Origin of the sequence: Asprobacillus argus (genome assembly GCF_032248395.1) — a bacterium.
GTDB lineage: Bacteria > Bacteroidota > Bacteroidia > Flavobacteriales > Flavobacteriaceae > Polaribacter > Polaribacter argus.
This window is the reverse complement of record NZ_JAVTTO010000004.1, coordinates 175,623-197,802: the sequence shown is the minus strand read 5'-3', so window position 1 is coordinate 197,802 and position 22,180 is coordinate 175,623. Positions and strand designations below refer to the sequence as shown.

Sequence of the window (22,180 nt, the reverse complement as noted above, 5' to 3'; positions counted from 1 at the left end):
TTAATTTTATACTTTAGCGGAAACCAAAATCACAGAAGACATGGAACAACCACTTTTCACCAACGATGCGATCGTATTTGGCATTTTAATGATCTCTTTAGGATTTGTATTCTATACAGAGTCGAAAACTTCAGGTTTTTGGCACAAATTTTATAAAATAGTTCCAGGTCTGTTTATGGCATACTTTATTCCTGCGATTTTTACCACAGCGGGTATCATTGCCCCTGAATGGGAAACGGTTACTGCAGCTGGTGAAACGGTGAAAGGAAAGTCACAGTTATATTATGTAGCCAGTAGATTTCTACTTCCAGCAGCACTCGTGTTAATGACCTTAAGTATCGATCTAAAAGCTATTTTTAATTTAGGATCGAAAGCTTTGATCATGTTCTTTACAGGAACCGTTGGGATTATTATTGGTGGACCGATAGCTGTTTTATTAATTTTATATTTCTCACCAGAAACATTGGCAACACCTACATTTCCTGTACCAGTTGAGGGAGAATTTAATGATATATGGAGAGGCTTATCTACATTAGCTGGAAGCTGGATTGGTGGTGGTGCAAATCAATCTGCAATGTTAGAGATATATAATTATAATCAAAAATTATACGGAGGAATGGTATTTGTAGATATTGTAGTTGCCAATGTATGGATGGCCATTTTATTGATTGGAATTGGGAAAAAAGATAGATTAAACAAGTGGTTAAAAGCCGATACTTCTGCCATTGAAGAACTCAAAGAAAAAGTCACCACATTTACACAGAAGGTAAAAAAGAATCCTACACTAACAGATTTAATGATTATGCTTGCGTTAGCATTCGGCGCTGTTGCATTTGGTCATTTTGCTGCTAAATATTTAAGTATATTCTTTGAAGACGTTATTGCGGGTATCAAATCAAATGTTATTCGAAATATATTTACGTTCTTAGGATCTAAATTCTTCTGGTTAGTAAGTATTTCGACTTTAATAGCAATTCTATTGTCTTATACTAGAGCTAGAAACTATGAGGGAGCTGGAGCTAGTAAGCTTGGTAGTGTCTTTATCTACATTTTAGTTGCTTCCATTGGAATGAAAATGGATTTAGGTATGATCTTCGATAATTGGGGTCTTATAGTAATTGGAATTGTTTGGATGGCAATACATGCCGGTCTTTTGATCTTAGTTGCTAAATTAATTAGAGCTCCATATTTCTTTTTGGCAGTTGGAAGTCAGGCAAATGTGGGTGGTGCAGCTTCTGCTCCTATTGTTGCTTCTGCCTTTCATCCATCCTTAGCCACTGTTGGAGTCCTTTTAGCTGTATTTGGATACGCTATTGGTACGATCGCTGCTATTGGATGCACTATTTTATTGGAGCTAGCAGCAACTTTTTAAATAAAAATCAGCATATTTGTAGCCTTAAAATTTGATGTACATGAAGAGAGTTTTTATTCTAGGTCTAATAGCAATTATCACTGCTTGTTCTTCTAAGAAAGAAGGAAATATGGTAGTGCAAGGAACAATCAAGGGATTGCAAAAAGGAACACTATATCTGCAAAAAATGAATGACTCTGTTTTATTCAATGTAGATTCAATTTCTTTATACGGAAAAGAAATATTCAAAATGTCTGATGATGTAAGTTCTCCTGAAATGTATTTTCTAACTTTTGATGGAAATACTACTGAGAAAAGAATTATGTTCTTTGGAGAACAAGGTATTATCACTATTAACGATGATGTTGAGAAGTTTGGAGTGAATCCAACTATTGAAGGTTCTGATAATCAAAAGATCATGAACGATTACTTTAAAATTACTAAAAGATTTCAGGAACAATATTTAGATTTAATAGAGCAAGATCTGACTGCTCAAAAAGATAAGAATATTTCAAAGATTTCAGAAATCAAAAAGAAGTCCGATAATTTAACCAAGCGTCGTTATTTATTTGCTACAAATTACGCCATTAATAATGGAGATTATGAAGCATCTCCTTATATTGCTTTAACGGACCTTGTTGATGCCAATATTAAATTACTAGACACCATTCATGTTTCTTTAAGTCCAAAAATCAAAGAGTCTTTGTACGGAAAAAAATTAACAAAGTTTATTGCGGAGATTAAAGACAGTGAAAAGGAAGATTAACTAGCCCTTCTGTGTTGCATTTCATTTGAGAAGTACTTCATGATTCCTTTAGGCGGATGTATAATTTCCCAATTATTATAATTCACCCAATGTAGTTCTGTAACTACAGTTGAACATACCTCTTTTTTTTCATTGAAAAAACGAACAATCGTATGGGTTCGATTTCCTGAGATAGCCGAAGTATCAAACTCCAAAACTGCAGAAAAAGACTCCATAAACATCAGTTTCTTAGAATTTTTTAGTTGATCATTGTTCTTTTGCCAGCCAATTTTCAAGTCATTCAGTTTGGGTTTAGAGAATCCTTTCTCCAATAAAAAGAGTTCAATAAGTTTTGATGTATACTTGAGGTATGCAAAATTTTGCATCACCATAAAATCATTAACGTCTTCTCCTTTTACTGTGTAGTTCCTTTTAAACATGTTTTTCATTTTTTCTAAAAATTAAAAGCAGCTCCTGAGATGCATATATCCATTAAAATCAACCAAAATAAAATAACGGAGCTGCTTTTTTGTATTTCATATAAACCTTAACCAATTAAAAAGTTCTCGAGATGTTAAAACCCATGGTATTATTTCCCCCAAAACAGTAACATAGGTTTGTAAAACTTTTCTATTATTTAAATAGTGTAAGGTAAACTCCACTGAAATACATATCCGTAGCTTCTAAGTCCACTCCAAATTCATGGAGCTTCTTGCAGTTATAGAATCTAACGGAACAAATAATTAGTTTTCTCATTAAAATTTTTAATCTCTATTTTATATACCAAAACTGATTTTCAGCATTTATACTGCTAAGTAACATATATTAATAGGTTGAAAAGAAATTAAAATGAGCGAGAGGGAAAAAATTCTTGTTAAAAGGGAAAAAAAAGCTTTAACTATTTAACCATTGTTTGAATTCAGCTGCCTTGTTTTTACTAATAATGATCTCGACTGAAGTATTGGACTGTACCAATATTTTTAATTGGCTATTTCCATAACGAATGATCTTATCAATAGCCGTAATACCGATAATAAATTGTCTATTTGCTCTAAAGAATAGTGACGAATCTAAATTTGTAAACATATCGTCAAGACTCACGTTACTCGTGGACTTTTTACCATCAAAACAAACCACATATGTAATCGTGTTTTCGGTATAGACATACGCTATATCTTGGATACGAACAGGAACAAGTTCGTTTCTAATATAAGTTAAGATTCTCGTTTTACTAGTATCTGATATACTTTCTTGTTCTTCTTCTTTCGTGCTTTCAACCACTCTTTCTTTATAAGTAACAAGATCTACATTTAATTTGGAAAGATTGAGTACCTCAGATTCTAATGTTGTGTTTTTCAATTCAAGTTGTTTCTCGTACTTGCTTCCTATAAGCCTAACTGCCAAGAATGACAGGAGTATCACCAAAACACCCATTAGCGAAAAAATGATGTAGAAGTTGTTTTTCAAATCCTTCATCTGACCAGATATCCTAGGAATATTTGCATGAGCTGCAACAATCCAATCTGCATTTCTAATAGGAGATATATAGATGATTTCTGACGAAGCTTCAGAACTATTATTTACCAAAACATCATACAGCGCATCTGAGTTATTATTTTCATTTAACGATGCTAACAATGTTTGATTAGAGTTTGTTTTTTGACCTATCTCTGTCCTATTAGGGTGACATACTTCCTTTCCAGACCAATCAATCATACTAATGAACCAACTGTCAGAATTTGTTTTTTCTATGGTTCTTTGGAGATTATCAACAATACTTTCTTTACTAAGACCGCTTTCCAATTGTGCATTGATCAATGTTGCTATTTCATTCACCTCTCTCTTACTGGATTCTACCTGAACTTCAATTAATTGACTAGCACTCACTTTGATAAAATAGCCAACTGTAAAAGAAGCTATGATCAAAAAAATAATCGTAATAGAAAGAAATGTTAAGAAATACAATCTATCTTTTCTCATGGTAGTGCCTAAATATGTTGAATTCCGATAAGCGAAAATAGAACAATATCTTAACTCTATTTCAAAAAAACCGAAAATTTACTTCGATTTTCAACTGTTCTTTTTCCTTTTTATCCCTCTTTTTTCCTTTTCGCACTCTTTTTTTTATGAGGGTCGTTATAATACCTTTTCTTTGCAAGTGGATATAAATCTGCCATACATTTGCAGGTAAGATTTACTAGGTTAGTTTCTTAATGAGTAAAAAAAGAAATATTGTACTTCTGGTTCTTAGCGCTTTGCTAATCGTTTTTTGCATCTATTTAAATTCAAAATTAACCGCTGAAACTTATATAGACATTGAAAACGTTTCGACCGAGTTAAATATTACCTCAAATAAACTCGTGGCCAATTTTATGGATAATGAAGAACGTGCAGATAGCATGTTCTCAGGAAAAATTGTGGAAATAACCGGCCGAGTGAAAGAAGTCACTTTTTTAAACAATCGAAATACCGTAATATTGTATGGACAAAATACGGCGTCTGGTATTATTTGCGATTTCGATACAAATCAATTAGAAGAGATTAAAAATCTTTCGAAAAATCAAAAAATTACCATAAAGGGAGTTTGTAAAGGTTTTTTGAAAGATGTCGTTATATTGAATTGTTTGCTAATGAACACGAATTTGAATGAATAAGATTTTTACGTTTTTATTTTTATTGACTTTCATTGCTGATTTTGATTCAAAGCCAAATCAGTTTATAGCTAATCAAGGGCAAGTTTCTTTTTTTTCCTACACTCCTGTTGAAAATATTGAGGCTAAAAATAACCAGGTTTTAAGTCTTCTCGATACTTCAAACAGCGAAATTGCCATTAGCATGTTAATGCGTGCATTTATTTTCAAGAAAGCGCTGATGTATGAGCATTTCAACGAAAGTTATATAGAGTCAGATATTCATCCAAAAGCAAATTTTGATGGAAAAATTATTGATTTTGATGCTTCCTTAAGAGAATCGCAAACAAGAATTATTAAAGGAACCTTAACCATTCATGGAATCTCCAAAGAAATGGATATTAAAGCTACTATTGAACTCAAAGATGATGCCTATGTAATTTCTGGAAGTTTTGATGTGGTTGTGAAGGATTTCGATATAAAAATACCACCCATATTAGCAAGTAATATTGCTAAAACGATAAACGTGATGTTCAAATTTGAATACAAGCCTTATGAAGAGTAATATATTTTTTAGCTGCATATTCGGTATATTTATCAGTAGTATGTCTTTGAACGCTCAAAGCTTGTTAGATAGACTGGAAAAGGAATTTCCCAAAACAAAACAATACGAAATTGCAACGTTCAAGACCACTAGAATTGCTCTAGGCCATTCCATTGAAACTAGAAGTAAAGGAGCTTTGGAAATAGCAATGTTTAATAGGTATTGGAACATTCCCAATTTTGATGGTCAACGTTTTTTAGCAGATAAAGTGAGTACCCGTTTTTCTTTGGAATATGCATTTACGGATAGGTTTACATTTGGTGGAGGGTATACAAATTTTGACAAAATTAAGGATGGTTTTTTTAAATATAGATTGATTCGACAGGTCTCTAACTCAAAGAAAACACCCATTAGTGTTACACTTTTTCAAGGGATCAGTCATCGAAATGAAGAAGAAGGCCCTGCTCCATATCCTGGTGCAGAGACTGTAGGCAACTATGCATTTACCACGCAAGTATTGATTGCGCGAAAATTCAATCCTAAATTTTCTGCCCAAATTTCTCCAACATACATAGGAAGAAATGCAGCTGTAGCCAGTAATGATCCAAGTAACCAATTCGCTATTGGTTTTAGTGGAAGACATAAAATAGGTGGTCATGCTTCTATCGTATCGGAATATTATTATGTTGCCAATCCTTTAAAATCTATAGATACCTACAATGCGTTTGTAGTAGGTGTTAATTGGGAACTAAGTCATCTGATGTTACAATTCCATGTAACGAATGCCAGAAATTTTGCCGACGACACTTTTATTACTAGAACCACTAACAATTTCAACTTTGAAGATGGGAATTTTCATTTTGGATTTAATGCCACCTTTGTACTACACACAAAGAAAAAGAAACTGAACTAGAATTATTCTTTTACCTTAAGACTCCATTCAAATTCAAAAGAAGAAACAGAAATCTGTTCTTCATTAATTCCTTCTGCCAACATAGTTATGGTTTGTCCTTCTCCCGTATCAATCGATCTCTGAATCGCATCTGCCACCTTATTTCCATCTTTACAGACAAATTGAATTCGCCCCGTCGCCTTTTTAGTAAATGTCCCTTTTTGATTGGTTACCAACATAGATACCTTACGATTAGAAGCAGCAATATTTTTCATGACCAAAACCCCTGTCGTCATTTCTGCGGCCATGCCTTGTGCAGCCCAAAACATAGATTTAAACGGGTTTTGGTTGAGCCAACGATGCTTTATTTTGACGATACAATCCGTTTCTGAAATTTTTTTTACGCGTACACCTCCGATATAAGCCAGGGGTAATTTGAAAAGCATAAAAGTATTAATTTTCCTAGGTGTAATCTGCATTTCCTAAATATTTAGACCACAATGTAAGCATATTTTATCGCATCTCGAAATGTTAATAAAATGTTAATTTACAGTACTATGTTTTGCATAATACCTTTTTTTATCCATATATTTGCATAGACAAGTATTATACAATTTAATAAAATGAAACATAATAACGAAAATACCAATGCTTTTTTAATACATATTTCTGCTTTAGCGGGATTTGTTTTTCCATTTGGCAGCATTATACTTCCATTGGTATTATGGCAATCTTTAAAAGATAGAAGTCAGTTTTTAGATCAGCAAGGAAAGGAAGCGGTGAATTTTAACATTAGCTATACTTTATACATATTCATTATTTCTATCACAGCAATTCCATTTTTTATAGGACGAATATTTAAAAATAATTGGAACTATGATCATTCACATTGGGATTGGAGTTTAAACATAAGTGATATGTTCGGAATTTTTGGCTTTGCTTCTTTTGCAGGAATCATCGGATTAATTCAGCTAGCTTTAATCATTTTGGCAGCCATTAAAGCCAATAAAGGGGAAGCGTATAAGTATCCGTTTACCATAAAATTTATTAAATAAAATATTATAAACCACAATACATGAAGATAGAAAATACTAAAGCACAGATGCGTAAAGGCGTTTTAGAGTATTGCATTTTATCCATTTTGCAAAATGGAGATGCCTATACCTCTGAGATACTTTCTACCCTAAAAAGTGCAGAGATGATTGTGGTAGAAGGTACCATATATCCTTTACTAACCAGGTTAAAGAATGCTGGTTTGTTATCCTATAGATGGGAAGAATCTACCTCGGGTCCACCACGTAAATATTATGTGCTCACAGAAAACGGTGGCATGTTTTTAAAAGAATTAAACAAAACATGGAGTAATTTAATTAACGCAGTTAACCAAGTAACCAGTAAAAAGACTAAAGATGAATAAGACAATAAATATAAACTTAGGCGGATATTTTTTCCACATAGATGAGCTTGCTTATCAGAAGTTACGAAGATATTTAGATGCTATTGCTAAATCTTTAAGTGATGACCCTCAGGGTAAAAATGAAATTATCGCAGATATTGAAATGCGTATTAGCGAACTATTATCTGAAAAGATCGCCGATGCCAGACAAGTGGTAAACGAGCAGGATATTAGCGATATCATAAAAATCATGGGAGAGCCTGAAGACTATGCTGAGACGGAAGAAGGGTATACAGAAACTGGTTCTTCATACCAAAGAAAACAAAGTTCATCGAAGAAATTATATAGAGATGGAGATGATAAGTTCATCGGAGGTGTTGCTGCCGGTATTGCACACTACTTTGATGTAGATGTAATCTGGATCCGATTAGCGTTCATCTTATTCTTTATTGGTGGTGGGTTTAGCTTCTTGTTATATATCATCTTATGGATATTGCTTCCTGAAGCAAAGACCACGGCTGAAAAATTACAGATGGAAGGAGCGCCTGTAAACATTGATAACATTGAAAAAAAAATTCGTAAAGAATTCAGTTCAATGACAGATAGCATTAAAGATGGAGCAAGCGAAGTAACGAAAAAAGTGAACGAGGGTTTTAAAAAAAACTCTGGCAAAGCTAAATCGGGGTTTCAAGAATTTTTAGATACTTTAGGTAATATTATCGTTGCTTTTTTTAAGATCATAGGGAAATTTATCGGAGTGATTTTAATTATCGTTTCCGCTTCAGTTTTAATTTCATTCATTATTGGGATTTTCTCAATTGGCAGCCTTGAAATCATAGGTTTTGAAGAAGAATATTTGCAGATGCCTCCTTTCTTACATAATTCAATACTACCAGATTGGTTGCTAGCCCTATGTATATTTATTCTTGCGGGTTTCCCTTTCTTGATCCTATTTGTTTTAGGCTTAAGAATTCTATCTAGCAATGTAAGACAGTTTAGTAAAACCACTTCTTTAAGTCTATTTGGTATATGGGTAATTGCTTTATTGATGATCATTTTCACAGGAATAGAGCACGGGACTTCGTACGCAGTTGCTGGAAACAAGATTGAGACAAAATCTTTAGAGATTCAGCCAAAAGATACAATTAAACTGAGTGTTATTAATGATGATAGTTTACTCTACCAAAGTAGGTTAAGAAGAACATATAGAACAGAGGAAGTATATGATGATGGAGTATTAAAGTCATATTCTAACAATATAAAAATAGATGTAGAAAGAAGTAATTCTGATGATTACAGCGTTAAAATTCGAAAAACTTCGAGAGGTAGAAATCGAGGAAATGCGAATAAAACTGCTGGAGAAATCGAATACTATTTCAAAATAGACGAGAATAAATTAATCTTAAACGGTTACTTCTTATCGAATATTAAAAACATGTATAAAGAAGAAAAGATCTATATCACGCTTTATATTCCAGAAAACAGTACAATCTATTTTGATACAACAACGATGAGTTTTCTTAATGATGTTCAAAATACGGACGATATATACGATAACGACATGGTCGCGCACTATTTTCTAATGACAGAGAAAGGGCTAGATTGTACAGATTGCGAAGATGAGACCAATAACGAAGAATAAAACAACTCAACCATAAAAACCAACAATTCAGTAACCTAACTTTTAGTTAAAGCGTCTATTATAAGACATTTGAACTATAAAACATAAAACCATGAAAACAACAATCAAAAAATTAAGTGTAATTCTATTCTTATCGGCTTTCATATCATCTTGCGGAATCGATATGTTTAATAGAGTAGACGGTAACCGAAATGTAGTTACCAAGAAAAGAAAAATTCAAGATGACTTTACAAAAGTAAAAGTAAGCACTGGTCTTGATCTATACATCAAGCAAGGAGACAAAGTGTCTTTAACCGTTGAAGCTGATGAGAATTTACATGATATTATTATCACAGAAGTAGATAACGGAAGATTAAAGATATACTCGGAAAAAAACATTTGGAGAGCTAAGGCTAGAAAAGTGTATTTAACAGTAACTGATATTGAAGAATTAAAAGCCACTAGCGGAAGTGATGCATATTCTGAAAACACACTAAAAGTAAAAGATTTTGAGCTTTCAGTAAGCAGTGGTGCAGACGCCAATATTACTATAGATGCTGATAATATTACCACAAGTGCAAGCAGTGGAGCTGATCTAAGAGTTTCTGGAAAAGCAAATACACATTACAGCAGTGCTAGTAGCGGAAGTTCTATTAACGCATTTGCTTTAAAGAGTAGAAATGTCACCGTGAAAGTTAGTAGTGGAGCAGACATCAATATCCATGCATCTGAATCTATTAATGCCAAAGCAAGTAGCGGTGGAGATATCGATTACAGAGGAAATCCTGAAAATGTCAATAAAAAGACCTCATCAGGAGGTAGTGTTTCTAAAGGATAGTATCATTTATAACCAACCAACTAACAACTAACCAACCATTACAATGATACATGAGATTATAACCTTTTTAAAAGACAGTTTTGTTAAGATCGTACTACTGATCATATCATTCTTCTTTTCTTTATTCTCGAATGCACAAGTAGATTCCAATTCTGATCTCTATAAGCGTTTAAAGAAAAATGATAGCTTGATATTCGAATCCTCTTTTAACAAGTGTAAAATAGCGGATGTTAAACCTTTGATAAGTGAGGATTTTGAATTTTATCATGACCAAGGTGGTATTACAAATTCTAAAAAAGAATTTTTAGCTTCTATCGAAAAGAATATTTGTAGCAATCCTAAAAGCAAACCTCACAGAGAGCTGGTTGCTGGTTCTTTAAAAGTATTCCCTCTATATAAGAATGGAATTCTATATGGAGCTGTTCAAAAGGGAACACATAACTTTTATTTAATAGAAGGAAATAAAACAAGACCAACAGTGAGTGCTTTATTTACGCACGTGTGGGTCTTGGAAAACAAAAAATGGATGTTGAAAAGAGTATTAAGTTACCATCATCAACCAATAAAAAATTGAACCCATATTAGATAGCTAACTCTAATATACACACTAATACTTGGTTTTATTAGTTTACTTGGTAAGAGTCGTCTTCGCAGACGGCTTTTACTTTTTTTTATCATATTGTTAACACCCTAAGAAGCGATTTGAACGTATTTTTATTCCAACATTAAAACAATCAACAATGAAAAAATTAATTACGTTATCAATTTTCGCCTTTTTCCTGACCTTTAGTGTTCAAACGCATGCGCAGTTTGAACATCCTGTAAAGTTACCGAACGCAAGTCAAAAAGCTAAAGTATACCAACAAGTAGGTGTTACAGACATTACTATTGTATATCACAGACCTTTGGTAAAAGGCAGAGAAGTTTTTGGAAAAATGGTTCCTTTCGGAAAAGTTTGGAGAACAGGTGCCAATGAAAATACAGTTATTAAATTTTCTACTGATGTAACCATCAATGGAAAAGAATTAAAAGCTGGAAAATATGGGTTCCATGCAATTCCTAATAAGGATAATTGGACCTTGATCTTTAATAAGGATAATGAATCTTGGGGAAGTTACTTTTATAACCAAGAAAGAGATGCTTTAAGAGTAGACGTTGCAGCGACAAGCACTGAACACAACGAGTTACTTACGTACAGTTTTACAGATGTATCTTCTGATGCTGCTACCGTAAACTTGGCATGGGATAAAACTATGGTCTCTTTTACAGTAAAGGCAAAAACTAAAGATTTAGCCGTAGCTAGTTTAAAAAGACAAATAAACTCTTTACCTTTTTGGGGTTGGACAGGTTTGTATAATGCTGCTAATTATACGTTAACCAACAATACGCATTTAGAGGATGGTTTAACTTGGATCAACAGATCAGTTCAAAACAACAAGAACTTTACAAACTTGATGCTAAAATCTCAGATATTAGAAAAATTAAACAAATCTGCAGAAGCGCAACCACTAATTGCTGAAGCTTTTGAAATGGGGACCATAAATCAAATAAACAGATATGCTTATTTTAAATTTCAAGCGAAGGACAATGCTGCTGGTATAAATGCTTTAAAGCACAACATTAAGAACAATCCCAAAAACTATCAATCATATACAGCGATGGCATGGGGATATACTAATGCTGGAGATAAAAAAGAAGCCATGAAAATGTATAAAAAAGCATTGAAAATGGCACCAAAAGATAAGACAGCAAACATTGAAAAAGCAATGGCTGCCCTAAAATAATTGAATATATATTCACATTAAAAACGTACTTTTGATAAGCAAAATCTTAAGTACGTTTTTTTATGAAATTTAAAGCCACACTCCTAGCCTTTATTATTATAAGTTTTGGTTGTTCTAAGCTTCCAAAAGACTTCGTTTATCTAAGTGATGTAGATGCCTCGATACAATCTGAATTGCGTTACATCTCTAATAATAACTTTATAGGAAAACCCATTGATGGTTATAAGAAAAAAACAGTAATCGTTACAGCTCCTGCGGCCAAAGCGCTCGTCAAAGTACAAGAAGCGCTCTCAAAAGAAGGATTGAGCTTAAAGATCTATGATGCATACAGACCTCAACAAGCTGTAGATCATTTTGTAAGATGGGCAAAAGTGTTAAACGATACATTGATGAAAGCTCAATATTATCCAGATGTAGCGAAAAAAGATTTGTTTAAAAAAGGGTTTATTGCGGCCAAATCAAGTCATACCCGAGGAAGCACAGTAGATCTTACCATTGTTGATGCAAAAACAGGTAAAGAACTAGATATGGGTAGTTCGTATGACTTTTTTGGAAAAGAATCACATCCTTTTTATGACGGAATTGATGAGCTACAAAAAAAGAATCGTATACTTTTGCGTAGATTGATGTTGGCAAACGGATTTAAACCATATGAAAATGAATGGTGGCATTTTACATTAAAAAATGAGCCTTTTCCAGAAACCTATTTCAATTTTCCTATTGAATAAAGAACACTTTAATCTACTGGCCAATAATCATTTTTTTTGTGGCCGTAAAATCATTTACCTCAAACTTATACAGATACACACCACTAGCATATTTAGAACTATCTACATTTAGATTATACAAACCAAAATTCTTGTATTCATCAATTAGCACCGAAATTAATTGCCCATTAATATTGAATAGCGAGATTTTTACATCGCCTGGCTTCTTTAGTTCGTACTGAATAACTGTTGAGCTAGCTGAAGGATTCGGTACATTTTGTGATAGCGAATAGATTCCTGATAAATTCGATTCGTCATCCACCAATTCACTTATTCGAAAAAAATTAACTCCACCTGAATTCGTGATATTGTTTATATCTGCATAAGGAGATCCGATGATCACATTTTCCTCATCAGAAGTTACATGCGTACCGAACTGATTGTAAGCACCTATAAAATTCTCCGATAAATGCACGCCTCCAGAGACCGAAGTACCATTTCCAACTAGTGTTTGATAATAGTACACCCTTCCGGAGTTCAAATCCAAATCATTATTTGTTCTATTGGCTCCCACAAACAGCCCTCCTTTTGTGTTCGCAGTAATCGAAACTCCAAAATGATCATTATGATCTGTTTCAGGTTCTATAAGTTCCAGCCCTAGTTGCCAACCGGAAGCTTCCTCAGTGTATAAGTAGACAGAACCTGTTTTCTTATTTTCATGTTGTGCTCCAGGAGCGCCAACAAAAAGTATTCCTGGAAATCTTCCTGTATTAGTAGCATCTGGTAATTCAGGTATAAAAGTCAAACTATATCCAAACAGATCGCTAGATTCTCCCTCAACGTCGTACAAAGTTGCCTGTTGCTTCCAGCCTTCTTCAGTTTGTTTAAAAACATACACTACTCCTGAACGTTCCTTCGCTCCATCTGCATTATACGCACCAACGGCGATATAATTTTCATTTAGAATTTTCACATGATGGCCAAAATAATCATTAGATTCCCCGACATCTGTATATAGTTTCTGTTGTTCTTGCCATACATTATTGACTTTTTTATATACATAACCTGCTCCAGATTTAATGGCTAATCCATCCGCGTTATACGACCCTACAACAATTAGATCTCCTACAATATCTACCGACTGTCCGTATCGTTTTCCCATACCTAAGTCAGATGCTTTTAATTTTATCGTTTGTGTCCAACTCCCTAGTAAAAAATCATAGTTATATACATAAACAGCACCCGAGAACAACTTCTCCTGATGATCGCCTATAGAAGAGATCACGGCAGTCGTACCATCAATGGCAACGCTTGTTCCAAAGTTACCTAACTGACTGGCATCTTCAGGCAATACATGCTGAAACACTTTCCACTGGCCATCTGTTAGCTGATAAAATGTAACACCTCCAACTCCTCTTCGATTTCCAGCATCCTTCTGCGGAGAGGCTACAACTGCCCAACCTCCGGAAACGGCTGAAGAAATTCCTATTAGCCCATTTTTTATAGGAGTCGTTTCCTCGTGAGGGATCAATTCTTGAGAAAATAAAGTACTTGCAAATAGTGCAAAACAGAAAACGCTAATTTTTTTAATATATGCTCTCATACTAATAGGTTTCAATTTGTAAGTTTAATTGTTGTGGTGTACCATCAAAGACCAGTGTTTGGGAAGATTGGTTGTCCGTTCCTCCGACTATTCTATATCCTCGAGGTAAAACCACTCGAATATTATAGGTTCCATCGTCCAGATCCTGAAAAGAGAATTCTCCAAGTTCATTTATGAGAGAAAAGGGTTCCAAATCTCCTGTTGAATCTGTATCAAAACTTCCATCATTATCTAAATCTATGAAGATCCGAAGTCCTTCCGCAACAACTTCTCCAGTTGTATCATTTACAACAATGGTCCCAACCAGATCGAACTCCATCGTATAAGCAGCACTAATTACAGATCGGAGAGGAGGGTTTACTCCATCCTCTATCACTGCATAGAAATATACATCGGTTATATTTTCTTCAAAATACTTTGGTTGATAAGACATGGTTTCCGTACCATTCCCTGAACTGTCAAAATTCGTTGCCTTTAAATGATTGATCAATCTTCCACCTTCATAGGAGTTTTGAGTATTCACATAGAATGAAACCAATGTTGAGTCTGGTAATGAAGACCAGTAGTCTACTTCTAGATTAAATATGTTATGAGTGGTCTGATTTACAATTATATTGGATTCTGGAATTTGCCACTTGGGTTTAAATTGTACCGAATCGATTTGAGTTTCAGCTCCTGGAAAACTAACCACCAATTGATAACTTCCTGTTGTTAATTTTGGCTGTACAACATCCTCTTCATTAATAGCTGATGGGCTAGAAAACAATAACGTTGTAACGGTATCTTGTGCAACCGTAGTTAAATTTTCTTCATAGCCCATCGTTGGAACCTCATCAATAGCATTTTCGGAAACAACAACTGCCTTTGTTAATTCATAAGTCCCTTGTGGGCCTGTAACCGTTATCAAGGCCTCATCTACTGCTTCATCCCAATCAATATCGATAAGCATAAGGTCTGGTGCCGGATGTACTACTTCAAAATCAAATACTTTACTGGTCGCTGTAGTAGTACTTCTGTTTCCTTCGTCATGATTTATGGTGCTTTTTATACCATCAATACTACCGCTACCAATAGAGCTAATATGTCTAGATCCAAAATTATATTTGGCTCCTTCATGATAGGTATGCCAAAATGTCCAAATCTCAACCCAAGCTGCTCCAAAGCTATTGTTTAGATCATCTTTTTTGTATCTAACCGCCCCGTCTACGCTTCCAAAATGTTTTCCTCCAATAAAGGGTACCCAATGAGGGACAATAAACTCTACATCTAGCAGTCCATCAAAATGTCCATGGTTATCAAAATACACGTTTAAATTTGCCTCTATTAAAGGATCTCCTGGATATTTAGCATTCACGTTCGCCTTGATGTAATGATGAAAATACGCGGTAAGATCAATACTTCCAGAGCCCAGCAAACTATGCCAGGAATTGGTTCCTGTTCTATAGGCTCCTACATTTACATCTCCATCAATTTTAAACTCTTTACTTGAGATAGTAACATTATCTGACATTTGCAAGAAGGTTGCGGACTCACCACCAAGTGTAAATCCTCCTCCGTAGATAGTACCAATACCTGCGCTAACTTCTAGTTGCGAAGGATTGGTGAGGTTGCTTACGCTTCCAGAAAGGTAACTAAGTTGTACTCCTTCGAATATCTCAATTGCATCTTCCAAATTATCCGCGCGATATGCCAAACTAATTTCATCTATTTCTGCTTTCCCATTAATGTCTTTAAATTTCATGGTAGCATCTATTTCCCATCCTTCAGGAAAAACAACTTTTAGATCAGACTCTAATATCCCAACACTATTGAAAATAAGCTTCAGTTGTTTTATGTCTATAGCTCCTAAGTTTGCATGTTCAATGTCGATGGTCAAATCTTCAATTTTGAATTTAGGTTCACTTCCACTTACATCAATCTCTAGACCACCTTGAGTACCGCTTCCAAGAATTACAGCTATTGAAAATACTTCTTTGATTTCCATTTCTCCAGTGACTTCAAATATATCATTGCTGTATTTTACCACTAAATCTTTGGTTTCGACTTCTAAGTTTCCAAGTTTAATATCACTATTTAGATCAACCTCAAAAGAATATAAATCACCATTCTCTATTACTACACCTGGGCTATCAAACGTTCCAAAGTCAGCATCTATAGAATCGCCTCCAATGCTTAATCCTGCATCTCCATAAAGATGAAACGTACCACCACTGGTCCAATCTATCCCTACATCATTAACATTGATAGATAATCCACTGATACTAAAATCGGTAGTAACTCCAAAATTCACATGCTTTATCGCATTGTTTTCATAGATCATTCCTGGGTCGGAAGCGTCTCCTAAGATTGCTTCAAATGTATCTCCAAATACTGAAATACTAACATCTCCATACATTTGAAAGTAATCATCAGCTTTTGAATATTCAAATGTCAAATCTGTAGGTTGAATCGATATCTCTTTGAGGGAAAAATCAGCAGTTACGGAGATATTAATTTCTTGAACAGCACCATTATAATATTGAAAACCAGGATCATCAGATGTCCCTAAAGTAATGGACATACTTTCGCTGTCAAAACTGGCACTTGCGGTTCCAAAAATAGCATACGAACTATCATCTTTAGAGTATTGAAGTCCCATAGACTCTATGCTAAATTCAATATTCTTCATAGAAAAATCTGCGGTGATCGCGGCATCTATAGCTTCTACCGAACCAGAAGAAAAAACGATTCCCGGACTCTCATCATCACCAAGGTCTAAAGAAATATCATTTCCATCAACGGATGCGGTTGCTGAACCATACATTTCGTAATATGAGTTATCCTTATCATAAACAAAAGTAAGATCGTCAGGTGAAATCGTAACATCTGCCACATCAAAATCTGCAGATATAGAAATATCTAAAAATTGTAAACTACCTCCCTTGATTTCTATGCCAGGAGTATCATTATCTCCTAATCCAATAGAAACAGTATTGTTATTAAAAGAAACCGAAGCTGAGCCATATAATTCATACAGATCATCATCAGAATTGTAGACGAAGGTTAAGTCTTCTGGGCTGAACCCTAAATCAAAAATTTGGAAGTCTGCTGTAATGGATGCATTGATACTACTTAGACTACCATTTTCTATAACAATACCAGGATCATCTTCATCTCCTAAAACAAGATCGATATCATTATTATCAAAAGTTATAGTAGCTCCGCCGTACAACGCATAAAGTTGATCTGTTGTATTATAGGCAAAGGTTAAATTGTCTGGAGCGAAGCCTAATCCACTGATGGAAAAATCAGCCGTAATAGAGGCAATGATCTGTTGTAGGTCTCCATTCTCTATAACAATCCCTGGATTGTCTTCATCTCCTAAAACTACATCAACGTCGTTACCATCAAATGAAATGGTGGCTCCTCCATATAATTCAAAATATTCGTTGGTCAAATCATATTGAAAGGTCAAACCATCTGGTTCAAATGACAATGAATACAATTCAAACGTTCCTGTAAGTCCAAAAGACAAACTTACCACTTGCTTATTGGTAACTGTAAGGCTCATCGATGTTTCAACATCATTTCCATTGAAGGAAGTAGTTACATCACCAGATATCACGTATGTATCTGTGGCTACCGTATAATCCATGGTGATCTCCACATTGTTGATACCAACTCCATATGCTGTAAAGTCATCTGAGAGATCTAAGCTAAAGTCTCTACTGGATTGTTGAAAGACAAGTCCGTCTAATCCGTCTATGGTAAAATTATTACACCTTTCAGTATAGGTTGCATTAATGGTCCATCCATGATTAGTCGTTAATTCAGTTATAGCATCTGCAGATGCACAATACTCAGGAGTGATTGTCCCCAAATTAATATTGGGCGGAATCGTTGCTGCGGAGGCCCAAGCAATTAAACTGTTGTCAAAATTTTCGAAGTAATACGCATTGGCGTTTTCGAAAATATCCAACATGGATATGACAGAACCTATATCCCAACTTACTAGACTTTGATCAAATTCATCTGTGTTTTTAAACAAAGCACTCATGTTCGTTACATTACTTACATTCCAGTTCGATATATCTCCATTAAAGTTGGTACATCCATAGAAAACTTCTGTCATGTTGGTAATATTACTTACATCCCAATTTTCCCATCCGCCATCCGAATTTAACAGGGCACAACCATAGAATGCGTATTCCAATGATGTTACATTTGAAAGATTCGGGGCTCCTGCATCTGGTGAGATGACCAAATTAGCACATCCTCTATAGGCTCCTTCAAAAGTTTCCCATTCCATATCCCCCCAATTGTTTATCTGAGTAATCATTAAGGGGTTTGTAACACTTCTGTTTGTATAAAAATCAATCGCAGGAAACATCCCTTCTATGGAGATTGTATAGGTTATATCTGAACCTGTGTTGTTTCCATAGGTATGAGACAATTGTGTCGTAGCATTATTATCAAATGTACCATCTCCCCAGTTCACGAAATAATTATAACTATACGTGTTTGCCAAAATAGGCAAGGTAAAACTACCTCCTCCGTCTGGAATGACAATATCAAAAGAGAAGACTCCAGCACAATCGCTAGCAATATTAGCTTGTATTGTCCATCCATGATTTTCTGATAAATCAAGAACAATCGTATTGGCTAAGCAGTAAGTAGGTGTAACTACTCCTAAATTCAACCCTGATGGATAGCTCCCTGCATACCATCCTGTCATCGTTGCATCAAAATTACTGGTTGAATACGCATTTGCGTTTTCAAACATACCTTCTATGTCTGATACTGAACTGATATTCCAGTTCTCCAGGCTGTGATTAAAAGTGTCTGTATCTTTAAGTAAAGAACTCATATTGTTAACATTACCTGTAGACCAACCTGACACATCTGTATTGAAAGCAGAAGCGCTAGAGAACATAGAGCTCATATCGGTTACATTTCCAGTATCCCAGCTAGATATGTTTCCATTAAAAATTGAGCAACCTTCAAACATCCCAGACATATATTGAATGGTTCCAGTATTCCAGTTTTCGAAACCTGAGTCAGAATTTAAAGATGAACACCCAGAAAAAGCATTGTTCAGATCGGTAACATTAGCAAGATTTGGAGCACCAGCATCTGAAGCAATAGTTAAATTTGTACAACCTTTGAATGCGTTGGTAAAATTTAGCCACTTTATAGTACCCCAGTTTGTTATTTCTATAATCTGTGCGTCATTATCGTCATTACTCTGATTAGCACTAAAATCTATTGCTGGAAATGCTCCGTAAACTTTGATTGTAAATTCTGTTGGAGTAGTCGTTAAATTAGAATAGGTATGCGTAACAGATTCGCCATAAAAAAGTTCTGTACCATCACCCCAATCAACGCGGTATAAGTATATATAACTCTGATCGGGATTTACAGGAATTGTAAATGATGGATTGGAACTATCTACTTTAATTTTAAATATAAAAGCTGTATCATCATTATTGCAATCTGGACTTGTATTCGTAGAGTCTATAGCCCAATAATACGTATTACTTAATTCTATTGCAGTATTTACGGCATCACAAAGTTTTGGAGTCTGTGTTCCAAATGCAATTAACTCTGGTATATCATCAATTCCATCTTGTCGTGTTCCACTATTATCTGTACCCCATCCAATAATCGTTGCATCATAATTATCTACGGACATTCCTGAAACACCATTAAACATATCAGACAAATCGGTAAGGGAAGTTAAATCCCAATCTCCTAGACTTTGATTGAAAGTAGAACAATTGTACAATAACTGTCTCATTTCAGTCACCTTACCTGTATTCCAACTGGAGATATTACCATTAAAATTTTCACACTCAGAAAATGTTTCCTGCATATTGGTTATGGAACTGGTATTCCAACTTTCCCAACCCGAATAAGAATTTAAGAGTGTACAACCCTTAAAAGCATTCTGCAGACTTTCTGTATTTGTTAAATCTGGCACACGTGCGTCATCATCAATTGTCATGTTTGAACAGCCATAAAAAGCGCCTTCAAAACTTTCCCATTTGATATCTCCCCAATTATTTATTTTGGTGATCATCTTATTATATGTACCGTCATTATTATAATAGATCGCCGGAAAAGAACCGACTACCTTTACAACAAAAACTTTATCGGCACTTGTATCATTAGCGTAGAACGTTGCGGTAGCTCCTGTGTGGCCTGAAGTGATAACACCATTCCCCCAGTTAACCGCATAATCGTAGGTATAATCGGAATTCACATAAATCGGGAACTGTGATCCTCCTGGCGGCACGGTGACTTCAAAAGTAAAACCACAATCATAGGAAAAATTTGAATTTATTGTCCAACCATGGTTTCCTATCAATTCCGAAATAGCATCAAGAGAAGAACAATAATCCAAAGGTAAATTACCCATATCGATGCTGTTTGGAATATCGTCTACTCCGTCGCCTAATATGCCACTATCATCGGCATTCCATCCAACCATAGTTGCATCAAAACTAAATACAGACATTCCATCATTTTGATAGAAAATATTCTCCATATTCGTTACCGAGCTAATGTCCCATTCTCCTAAACTATAATCAAAACTATCTGCATTTCTGAAAGTCTCATACATATTGGTGACCTTGCCGGTTTCCCAACCGGTAATATCCTGATTAAAGGCATAAGCTTGTGCAAACATATACTCCATGTTGGTCACTTTACTTACGTCCCAACTACTAATATCTTGATTGAAAATATGACAGCTTAAAAACAGAGAGACCATGTTAGTTACATTACTGGTATTCCAGTTAGAAACATCTCCATTGAAATTCACACATCCATCAAAGGTCTCTACCATGGATGTAATGGTGCTCGTATCCCAATTCTCCCAACCTCCATCTGAATTTAATGATGAACAGCCTCTAAAAGTTCTATAAAGACTTGTTGTATTTGACAAATCTGGAACCCCAGCATCTGATGCAATTGTTAGATTGGAGCACCCCCAAAAAGCTTGACTAAACGTCTCCCATTGAATGTTTCCCCAACTCGTAATTTCAGTAATCATTTGATCATTTGCGGAATCGCTACTACTATTTTGAAATTCGATAGCAGGAAATTCTCCATAAATACTTATTTGATACGTTATATCCGAACCACTGGTGTTGGAATAACTATGAGTAGCATTAGAGGTTTGACCTGAGCTAATGGCTCCATCTCCCCAATCCACATAATAATTATATGTTAGGGATGACGAGGTATTAATAGGAATTACAAAATCTGAACCGCCATCCGGAACGGTAATTGTAAACGAAAAAACTGAACTACAATCGCTGGAAAAACCAATATTCATAGTCCATCCATAGTTATTGGTCAAACTGAAAGCATCTTCTGCTGAAGCGCATACTTTTGGGCTTATGGTTCCCAAGTTCAATCCATTGGGAATATCATCGTCTCCGTCAGTAACTCCGGTAATATCATGAGCCCATCCAGTGATAGTGGCGTCAAAATTATCTACTGACATCCCTGTCGCACCGTTAAACATGTTATTTGCAGCGGTGATAGTGCTTAAATCCCAATTGGACAGATCTGTATTAACATTGGAACAACCATGAAACATGTTACTTAGATCGCTAACATTGGTTAGGTCTGGCACACCAGCGTCCGTGGCTATCTTCATGTTTTTACAACCGTGAAAAGCGTTACTAAAAGACTCCCATTCTATACTACCCCAACTAAGTATTTCTTTAACATAATGATCATTAGTAGTATCACTGTAGCCAGAATTAAAATTTATAGCAGGAAACTCCCCATAGATCTTAACAATATATCTCCTTGTCAAAAAAATGTCGCCCGAATAACTATGCTCTATATTTGATGAAACATTTGTGCTAGTTTGTCCATCTCCCCACTCTACAGTATAATTATAATTGTAGTTAGAATTGATGGGAATCCTAAATTCATTCCAAAAAGGAGGAATCTCCACCTCAAAAATGAAAGGATCTTGAGCATGTCCTTTAAAAGAAAAGAAGAAGATGCTTAGTAGACTTAATTTGATTATAAATTTCATATCAATAGTATTATAAAGAAGGAAATTTCATTTT

General features: G+C 34.9%; 17 protein-coding genes. 12 read left to right on the top strand and 5 right to left on the bottom strand.

The genetic code is table 11. From position 1 onward, the window contains the following. Positions 1 to 40: 40 nt before the first annotated feature. Both RQM59_RS11160 and RQM59_RS11155 read left to right on the top strand, forming a co-directional pair. Positions 41 to 1,372 (top strand): DUF819 family protein, encoded by a 1,332-nt coding sequence (locus tag RQM59_RS11160; protein ID WP_349242193.1) that lies wholly within the window; start codon positions 41 to 43, stop codon positions 1,370 to 1,372. 40 nt (positions 1,373 to 1,412) lie between these two features. Continuing rightward, a complete protein-coding gene (locus RQM59_RS11155; protein WP_349242192.1) occupies positions 1,413 to 2,117 on the top strand; it encodes a DUF4369 domain-containing protein in 705 nt (234 codons plus the stop codon). Here the strand turns inward: RQM59_RS11155 and RQM59_RS11150 are convergent. After that, positions 2,114 to 2,536 carry a hypothetical protein gene (locus RQM59_RS11150; RefSeq protein WP_349242191.1) on the bottom strand — a complete coding sequence of 141 codons (423 nt, stop codon included), beginning with the start codon at positions 2,534 to 2,536 and terminating at the stop codon, positions 2,114 to 2,116. The genes RQM59_RS11155 and RQM59_RS11150 overlap by 4 nt on opposite strands. Positions 2,537 to 2,990: 454 nt before the next feature. After that, positions 2,991 to 4,076, bottom strand: a complete 1,086-nt coding sequence (locus tag RQM59_RS11145; RefSeq protein WP_349242190.1) for a LytR/AlgR family response regulator transcription factor — start codon at positions 4,074 to 4,076, stop codon at positions 2,991 to 2,993. Positions 4,077 to 4,309: 233 nt separating this feature from the next. Between RQM59_RS11145 and RQM59_RS11140 the strand changes: the two genes are divergently transcribed. From RQM59_RS11140 to RQM59_RS11130, 3 genes are read left to right on the top strand one after another with little or no spacing between them, the layout of a single operon-like run. Then, complete coding sequence (locus RQM59_RS11140; protein WP_349242189.1) at positions 4,310 to 4,750, top strand: OB-fold protein; 441 nt, start codon at positions 4,310 to 4,312, stop codon at positions 4,748 to 4,750. Beyond that, a complete protein-coding gene (locus tag RQM59_RS11135; protein ID WP_349242188.1) occupies positions 4,743 to 5,291 on the top strand; it encodes a YceI family protein in 549 nt (182 codons plus the stop codon). Before RQM59_RS11140 ends, RQM59_RS11135 begins: the two co-directional genes overlap by 8 nt. After that, complete coding sequence (locus RQM59_RS11130; RefSeq protein WP_349242187.1) at positions 5,281 to 6,183, top strand: DUF5777 family beta-barrel protein; 903 nt, start codon at positions 5,281 to 5,283, stop codon at positions 6,181 to 6,183. The genes RQM59_RS11135 and RQM59_RS11130 overlap by 11 nt, the downstream gene beginning before the upstream one ends. A gap of 2 nt (positions 6,184 to 6,185) precedes the next feature. Here the strand turns inward: RQM59_RS11130 and RQM59_RS11125 are convergent, their stop codons facing one another. Then, complete coding sequence (locus RQM59_RS11125; protein ID WP_349242186.1) at positions 6,186 to 6,641, bottom strand: DUF4442 domain-containing protein; 456 nt, start codon at positions 6,639 to 6,641, stop codon at positions 6,186 to 6,188. A gap of 144 nt (positions 6,642 to 6,785) precedes the next feature. Here RQM59_RS11125 and RQM59_RS11120 point away from each other — a divergent pair, with 144 nt between their 5' ends. From RQM59_RS11120 to RQM59_RS11090, 7 genes are all read left to right on the top strand, one after another. Further along, positions 6,786 to 7,217 carry a DUF4870 domain-containing protein gene (locus tag RQM59_RS11120; RefSeq protein WP_349242185.1) on the top strand — a complete coding sequence of 144 codons (432 nt, stop codon included), beginning with the start codon at positions 6,786 to 6,788 and terminating at the stop codon, positions 7,215 to 7,217. Between the two features lie 20 nt (positions 7,218 to 7,237). After that, complete coding sequence (locus tag RQM59_RS11115) at positions 7,238 to 7,579, top strand: PadR family transcriptional regulator (RefSeq protein WP_349242184.1); 342 nt, start codon at positions 7,238 to 7,240, stop codon at positions 7,577 to 7,579. Continuing rightward, positions 7,572 to 9,200, top strand: coding sequence for a PspC domain-containing protein (locus RQM59_RS11110; RefSeq protein ID WP_349242183.1), 1,629 nt, complete (start codon positions 7,572 to 7,574; stop codon positions 9,198 to 9,200). Before RQM59_RS11115 ends, RQM59_RS11110 begins: the two co-directional genes overlap by 8 nt. Before the next feature lie 91 nt (positions 9,201 to 9,291). Further along, a complete protein-coding gene (locus RQM59_RS11105) occupies positions 9,292 to 10,017 on the top strand; it encodes a head GIN domain-containing protein (RefSeq protein ID WP_349242182.1) in 726 nt (241 codons plus the stop codon). A 43-nt stretch (positions 10,018 to 10,060) separates the two neighbouring features. After that, positions 10,061 to 10,591 carry a nuclear transport factor 2 family protein gene (locus RQM59_RS11100; RefSeq protein WP_349242181.1) on the top strand — a complete coding sequence of 177 codons (531 nt, stop codon included), beginning with the start codon at positions 10,061 to 10,063 and terminating at the stop codon, positions 10,589 to 10,591. A gap of 166 nt (positions 10,592 to 10,757) precedes the next feature. Next, on the top strand, positions 10,758 to 11,801 hold the full coding sequence (locus tag RQM59_RS11095; RefSeq protein WP_349242180.1) for a DUF2911 domain-containing protein: 1,044 nt from the start codon (positions 10,758 to 10,760) through the stop codon (positions 11,799 to 11,801). A 62-nt stretch (positions 11,802 to 11,863) separates the two neighbouring features. Next, entirely contained in the window at positions 11,864 to 12,529 is a 666-nt protein-coding gene (locus tag RQM59_RS11090) for a M15 family metallopeptidase (RefSeq protein WP_349242179.1), read from the top strand. 13 nt (positions 12,530 to 12,542) lie between these two features. On the opposite strand, the gene RQM59_RS11085 is transcribed toward RQM59_RS11090, so the two are convergent. Together RQM59_RS11085 and RQM59_RS11080 are read right to left on the bottom strand one after the other, a co-directional pair. Then, positions 12,543 to 14,111, bottom strand: coding sequence for a T9SS type A sorting domain-containing protein (locus RQM59_RS11085; RefSeq protein ID WP_349242178.1), 1,569 nt, complete (start codon positions 14,109 to 14,111; stop codon positions 12,543 to 12,545). Position 14,112: 1 nt separating this feature from the next. Further along, positions 14,113 to 22,146, bottom strand: coding sequence for a BspA family leucine-rich repeat surface protein (locus RQM59_RS11080; protein ID WP_349242177.1), 8,034 nt, complete (start codon positions 22,144 to 22,146; stop codon positions 14,113 to 14,115). Positions 22,147 to 22,180: the final 34 nt, after the last annotated feature.